The following is a 6,787-nucleotide window of genomic DNA, read 5'->3' as shown; positions in this document are numbered from 1 at the left end:
ATTTAAATGAATTCAAAAAAAGTAATACTTTAAGGTGTTTTATATGATTGATGAAATAACCGATTTCCTATTCGGATTAAAAATGACTATTATTTCTGGTATATTCCTATTGATAGCAGTTATTTTCATGATATTCGGAATTGATGTTCCAGTTTATTTAAACCCCTCATGGGGAACAGTAATTATAAGCGGTATCCCAATGCTGCTTCTGGCAATGACCAGACTGATTCGTGAAAAATGGATTTCATCTGCGCTTCTGATTGCAATAGCAATGGTGGCATCACTTCTGATAGGAGAGGTATTCGCAGCAGGCGAAGTTGCATGGATTATGGCATTGGGAGCACTTTTAGAAGACTGGACAGTCGAAAGAGCGAAAAAAGGCTTAAGAAATTTAATTAATTTAACTCCACAAACCGGAAGAAGAATAACCGATGGAACTGAAGAAGTAATCCCAGTAGATGAAATAAGACTCGGAGATACGTTAAGAATTCTTCCGGGTGAAAGCGTACCGGTAGACGGTGAAATCATAAAAGGCACTTCCTCACTTGACCAGTCAATCATGACTGGAGAATCACTTCCAGTCGATAAGAAAGTCGGCGATGAAGTATTCTGCGGCACCATGAATCTCTATGGCGCCATAGACATTAAGGCAACCAGTTTAGGTGAAAATTCATCACTTCAAAAACTGATTGATCTTGTAAAAGCCGCTGATGAAAAGCAGGCTCCAACACAAAGGATAGCGGATAAATGGGCGACATGGCTGGTTCCTGTTGCACTTGCAATTGCAATTGCAGCATGGATCGTAACAGGAAACATCGAAAGAGGAGTTACTGTTCTTGTTGTATTCTGTCCATGCGCATTGATTCTGGCAACACCAACTGCAATCATGGCAGCTATCGGTCAGGCCACAAAATATGGGGTGCTCATCAAATCCGGTGAAGCACTGGAAACATTGGGCGGTTTAAATACTCTGGTATTCGATAAGACTGGTACTTTAACTTACGGTAATTTAGAAGTTTCTGATGTTATCTCCCTTAGGGATGATTTGCCTAGTGAGGAACTGCTTAAAATTGTTGCCTCTTGTGAGAAACTAAGTGAACATCCTTTAGCCAAAGCGATTGTTAAAAATGCAAAAGAAGCTCAGATTGATATTGAAGAACCACAGGATTTTAAAATGTATCCTGGAAAGGGTGTTACATGTACAAATTCTTATGGTAAGGTATATGCAGGAAACTCCAAATTTCTCTCAGAATATAATATTGATGTTAATGTTGATTGTCAAATGGACAAATTGAAACATGAAGGAAAAGCTTCAATAATAGTTGCATTGAACGGTGAGGTTATCGGATTAATCGGTTTGTCTGATGTGATTCGTGAAGATTCCAAAGACATGATTGAAAAATTGCATGACCTTGGAACCGAAACCATATTGCTTACTGGAGATAACTCAGAAACTGCTAATTACTTTGCCGGCCAGGTAGGAATCGGTAAAGTATTTGGCAATTTACTTCCTGAAGAAAAACTTTCATGGATTGAAAAACTCAAAAGTGAAGGCAGAAAGGTATGTATGATTGGAGATGGTGTGAATGATGCACCGGCACTTAAAACAGCTGATGTCAGCGTGGCCATGGGATCAGTTGGAAGTGATGTTGCGATTGAAGCGGCTGATATCGCACTTTTAGGTGATGATATAGGAAAGATTCCATATCTTAAAAAACTGTCTAATTCCACATTGTTTACAATCAAAGCGAATATTGCAATGTCAATGACAATAAATGCAGCAGCTATCGTCTGCTCTGTATTGGGTCTTTTAAATCCAGTAACTGGAGCGATTGTTCACAATGCAGGATCATGTTTAGTAGTTCTAAATGCTGCACTGCTCTATGACAGGCATTTTGATGATTCAATTAAAAAAATCGATACTGCACATACTGAACATTCACATTATCACTTCCACGATGACGGCGAACATACTCACTCCCACGAAGGTGTTAAAATCATTGACGAAATCATTACAGATAATGGAATTAAGCATATGCATGCTCACAAGCACTCAATAACAAGACAAAGTTGTGAACTTCATCACAACTAACTTTTTCTTTTTAAGATTACTTAACATTAACATCACCCATTTGAAATTCAAAGATAAGTTTGAAAAGGCTCATGATATATCAAAGTTGAATTAAATTTGACCTTCTATATCATTAATGTTAATGTCAAAAACACATCAGCAAATCAAAGTTTCGAGAATAAGTTTCGTTTTATACGAAATGTTCGTATTCTTAGGGGGATTTCTTTATATAAAATAAAGTTTATATTGGTGTTTTTCATGGGTAGAAATTGATAAGCATCGGAACTATTTTATATGTTCTGTCTGAAAATTTCTAGATTCTTGAAACATGTCTAGTAGGAATGCCCACAGTGTCATATCCAGTTTTATACTAACATTGATAAGTCAAAATAATTAAATTATATTATATGAAAAATATAGAAAATGCTATTCAATTATTTGAAAACGGATATGTGTGTTCACAAGCAGTATTTGCAACATTTTCACAGGATTTAGGTCTTTCGGAAGAACAAGCCTTGAACATTGGTGCATGCTTTGGTAGTGGGATGCGTAAAGGTGAAGTTTGCGGTGCTTGCACAGGTGCACTAATGGCATTAGGCCTTAAATATGGTGAAAGTAAATCTAAAAGTAATGAAGTATGTGAAAAATTTTTAGATGAATTTGAAAAGGAAAACGGATCATATATCTGTAGGGATTTACTTAATTGTGACATTAGAACCGAAGAAGGCATTAAATACGCATTGGATAATAATCTATTCAAAGAGTTTTGTCCAAAAATGGTTGAATCTGCAACTAAAATAACAGAAAATTACCTATAGATTTAGGTTGAGATAACTTTCAAAAATTTTATAATTACAGAAAAACAAATTCCATATCAGAGTTTTAGTGCCGGAATTTGTTAAGTATCGGAACTTTTTTATAATTTTTATACGAATTGTTCGTGTTATTTTTGGGTTTCTTTATATAAAATAAAGAGTTTTTAGTGAGGGAAATCAATTAAGTTGATTTATAGTTTTTCAGTTAAATATTTCCCAGTTAAACTTCCAGGGGTACTAATTATATCTTCTAAACTGCCTTTTGCAAGTATTTCACCACCAAAATACTCTTCATCAATTCCAATATCAATAATGTAATCGGCATTAGATATTAAATCCAGATCATGTTCTATTACAATAACAGTCGCTCCCCGGTCTATTAAATTATCAAATACATCAATAAGAACTTTAACATCTAATGGATGGAGGCCAATTGTCGGTTCATCAAATATAAATATGGAATTTTTTTGTGATTTCCCGATTTCCGATGCTAATTTTAATCTTTGCGCTTCACCGCCAGACAAACTTGGAGTTGATTCACCTAATGTTAAATAGCCCAAACCCAAATCAGATAATTTTTGAAGTTTACCTGTAACCTTTTTAAGTTCAAATAACTCTTCTAGAGCTTCATCAATTGTTAGATTCATAACATCTGCAATAGAAAGCCCATTATATTTAATATCTTCGACTTTTTTATCATATCTAAGACCATTACAATCAGGACAGGTCATTTCAACATCCGGTAGGAATTGAACATCCATAGACACATTGCCTGTCCCGTTACAAGTTTCACACCTTAATTTTCCGGTATTGTATGAGAAATCAGACATTTTATACTCATCACTCAATTTAGCAAATTCCCTTCTTAAGTCATCTAGAACTTTTGAGTATGTTGCAACGGTACTTCTAACATTCTTTCCAATCGGAACGCTATCGATCAACTCAATCTTTTTAATATCTTCGCATTCTAAATCTATTACATTATCTGGCAAATCTTCTCCGTTAATGTAAGATTTGATTGCAGGATACATGGATTCTAAAAGTAGGGTGGTTTTACCGCTTCCTGAAACTCCACTTACAACAGTTAATTTTCCTTTAGGAATTTTTATTGCCATCTCTTTAACATTATGGATTTCAGAGGTTTTAATTTCAATTTCACCATTTTCAAAAATATTGTCTGATTTGTCCCTTATGATGATTTTTTCAGAATTAGTTAAAAATGGGGCGATTTGTGAGGAAGGATTATTTACAATCTCATCTAAACTTCCTTTAGCTATTATGCTTCCACCGTCAGCTCCCGCATTTGGGCCAAGCTCAATCATATAATCGGCAATACCTAATATTTTCGTGTCATGGTCAACTAGGATAATTGAATTTCCATCATCCACTAATCTTTTAATAACATTTATTAGTCCATCAACGTTATTTGGATGCAGACCGATTGACGGCTCGTCTAAAACATATAATACTCCGGTTGTATGATTTTTCAATGTTTTTGCAATTTGAACTCTCTGAAGCTCACCGGTAGATAAGGTATTTGAAGGCCTATCAAGGGAAATATAACCCAAACCTAAATCAAGTAGGATATTTGCATTGTCCATGAATTCCTCTACAATATCCTGTGCCATTTCACGAATATTGTCAGGTAATTCGGTCACGATATCATTTACCCATGAAACCAAATCTTTTAAATTCATTTTACATGCATCTGCAAGATTTATTCCTCCCAATAGAGTTTCACGAGCTTTTGAATTTAATCTTGTTCCTCCACAATCGCTACAAACGGTTGTTGTTAAAAATTTATTGATTTTAGTTAATCCCTTTTCTGTTTTTGCATTTCTTAAAGCCTCTTCAATAGCTTTATGAGCATTTCTGTATTCTGCATTCAATTCAAATAATTTGCCATTTTTGGATGGGATGTTGATATATTTTTTCACTGTAGGGCCATTATAAACAATATCCTTTTCATCGTCAGTTAAATCTTTAAACGGAACATCCAACCGAACACCAAGTTCACCTGCAACATGATACATCCATGAGATGCCAAATTGATTCCAGGCATCAACTGCCCCCTCTTCCAGTGTTTTGCTATCGTCTAATATCAATTTTGAGTCATCGACGTCTCTAATTAAACCTGTACCTTCGCATGTTGGACATGCTCCATCCGAGTTAAATGCATATTCCTCGGCACCCAATCCATAGAATTCCACGCCACATTCAGGGCATTTGATTGGGATTTCACGGGCCACATTTAAAGTTGGCTCTTGAATGTGACCATTAGGACATGTATAATTCCCGCATCGAGAATATAATAATCTAAGTGAGTTTAAAAGTTCAGTTGAAGTTCCAAAAGTGGACCTGATGTTAGGAACATTTGGTCTTTGATGTAGTGCTAATGCGGCCGGAACATATTGAACTAAATCGACTTGAGCTTTTCGGGTTTGTGAGATTCTTCGGCGGGTATATGTGGATAATGCATCCAAATATCTTCTAGACCCTTCTGAGTATAGTACTCCTAGTGCTAGTGATGATTTGCCGGATCCTGAAACTCCGCTGATGGCCACAATCTTTCCAAGTGGAATGTCAATGTCAATGTTTTTTAAGTTATGAACCTTTGCTCCACGAATGATTATCATATCTTGATACATAGTTAAACATCTGCTTTTAAAAGTTAATAATATTATTCAAATTAAATTCCGGAGAACCTCTAAAAGTTTATAATTAATCAAAATAAATTTTTTATTAGAGTTTTAGTGCTGGAAATTGATAAGTATCGGAACTTTTTTATGCGTTTTATACGAAATGTTCGTATTCATTTAGGTTTTCTTTATAAATAAACTAGATTTTTAAGTAGTATTTTTTATAAACTATTACTAACTAAAAATTTCCTTTTAAAGTGGTTGACAAGGTTCAGCTCAATCAAATCAAAATCAGGAATGAGGTTCTTGATATGTTCATTTGCAGCATCAACATCAATGAAAATCTCCAGGCCTCTGTAATATCCCAGAGGAAAATCGGAAATTGTCTTTGTCAAGTCATAAATGCTGACGCACAAATCTCCCTTTCCGAAATAGACAATTCTATCGTCGCCTATCGCATATGAGTATCTGCCCTTAGCGCAATGGTTGATTTGAAGCAAACGGGAAGAGATTTTATCCTCGAAAAACACGTTATCGATATTGTCGATGTTGATGTCCATAAATGCGATGATAATGCCGTCAAACAGTGAGTATGTTTCCATTTTTCCGTATTCGCCATCCTTTCCCAGTTCAATTGTCTTTTTTGAACCATCCTCTATAATCGAAAATTCCGATTGGACGACCTTGTCGAACATTCCATAAAGATTTTCATTCATATACTTAAATTTGATGCAATCTTTATTTAAATCTAATTTTAAATAGGTCACGGTGCTGCGGGAACACTTTCATATTTTGACGCATTGAGGCCTATTTCCATTGGGGGGATAACTTTCTCTTTGTTTGTCAGTTGATGCGTGTTGGAATCAATCTCGAGCTTAAGGGTGTTGCTGTTTTTGCTTTGTGTCCACTCCACATCGTTGAGTATCTCTTTGCCGTCTTCGAATGCCTTGGTCTGCATGTCATTGCAGTATGAAGTGATGTAATTTGCCCGGGCGGAACTGTCGTTCATCTTTGCTGCCTGCGAAATCACTTTGCTCATTCCGGCGAACATCTTGCCTTCCGCATCATGCCAGTATGACTGCACTGGCTTGCCGTAAATTTTGTAGTTGTCCGGTCCCACACAGCGTGTGCAAATATCCTTGAAGACATAGTAGGGGTATTTGTCTGCATCAAACACTTCTTTATCCTTTACAGGCTGATTTGCTCCATAGGCGTCGCTGACATTTATGCAGTCATTGGACATCGGCACAAAGACTCCATAA

Annotated in this window: 5 protein-coding genes; 2 read left to right on the top strand and 3 right to left on the bottom strand. The window is 35.9% G+C overall.

What is annotated here, in order from left to right; all coding sequences use genetic code 11:
• The first annotated feature begins 43 nt into the window (after positions 1-43).
• Positions 44-2,092 (top strand): cation-translocating P-type ATPase, encoded by a 2,049-nt coding sequence (locus tag QZV68_RS09755; RefSeq protein WP_296880811.1) that lies wholly within the window; start codon positions 44-46, stop codon positions 2,090-2,092.
• A gap of 386 nt (positions 2,093-2,478) precedes the next feature.
• A complete protein-coding gene (locus QZV68_RS09750; protein WP_295614683.1) occupies positions 2,479-2,889 on the top strand; it encodes a C-GCAxxG-C-C family protein in 411 nt (136 codons plus the stop codon).
• A 188-nt stretch (positions 2,890-3,077) separates the two neighbouring features.
• Here the strand turns inward: QZV68_RS09750 and QZV68_RS09745 are convergent, their stop codons facing one another.
• From QZV68_RS09745 to QZV68_RS09735, 3 genes are all read right to left on the bottom strand, one after another.
• Positions 3,078-5,534: an ATP-binding cassette domain-containing protein gene (locus QZV68_RS09745; protein WP_295614681.1), complete on the bottom strand. Its 2,457-nt coding sequence runs from the start codon at positions 5,532-5,534 to the stop codon at positions 3,078-3,080.
• A gap of 212 nt (positions 5,535-5,746) precedes the next feature.
• The gene (locus QZV68_RS09740; RefSeq protein WP_296880810.1) at positions 5,747-6,241 is read right to left on the bottom strand and encodes a hypothetical protein; all 495 of its coding nucleotides are present in this window, start codon (positions 6,239-6,241) and stop codon (positions 5,747-5,749) included.
• A 47-nt stretch (positions 6,242-6,288) separates the two neighbouring features.
• A partial coding sequence (locus QZV68_RS09735; RefSeq protein ID WP_296880809.1) for a hypothetical protein occupies positions 6,289-6,787 on the bottom strand: 499 nt, incomplete at its 5' end.

Origin of the sequence: uncultured Methanobrevibacter sp., from assembly GCF_902801725.1 — an archaeon.
GTDB lineage: Archaea > Methanobacteriota > Methanobacteria > Methanobacteriales > Methanobacteriaceae > Methanocatella.
The sequence above is the reverse complement of the archived record's forward strand: the minus strand, read 5'-3'. Positions and strand labels throughout refer to the sequence as shown.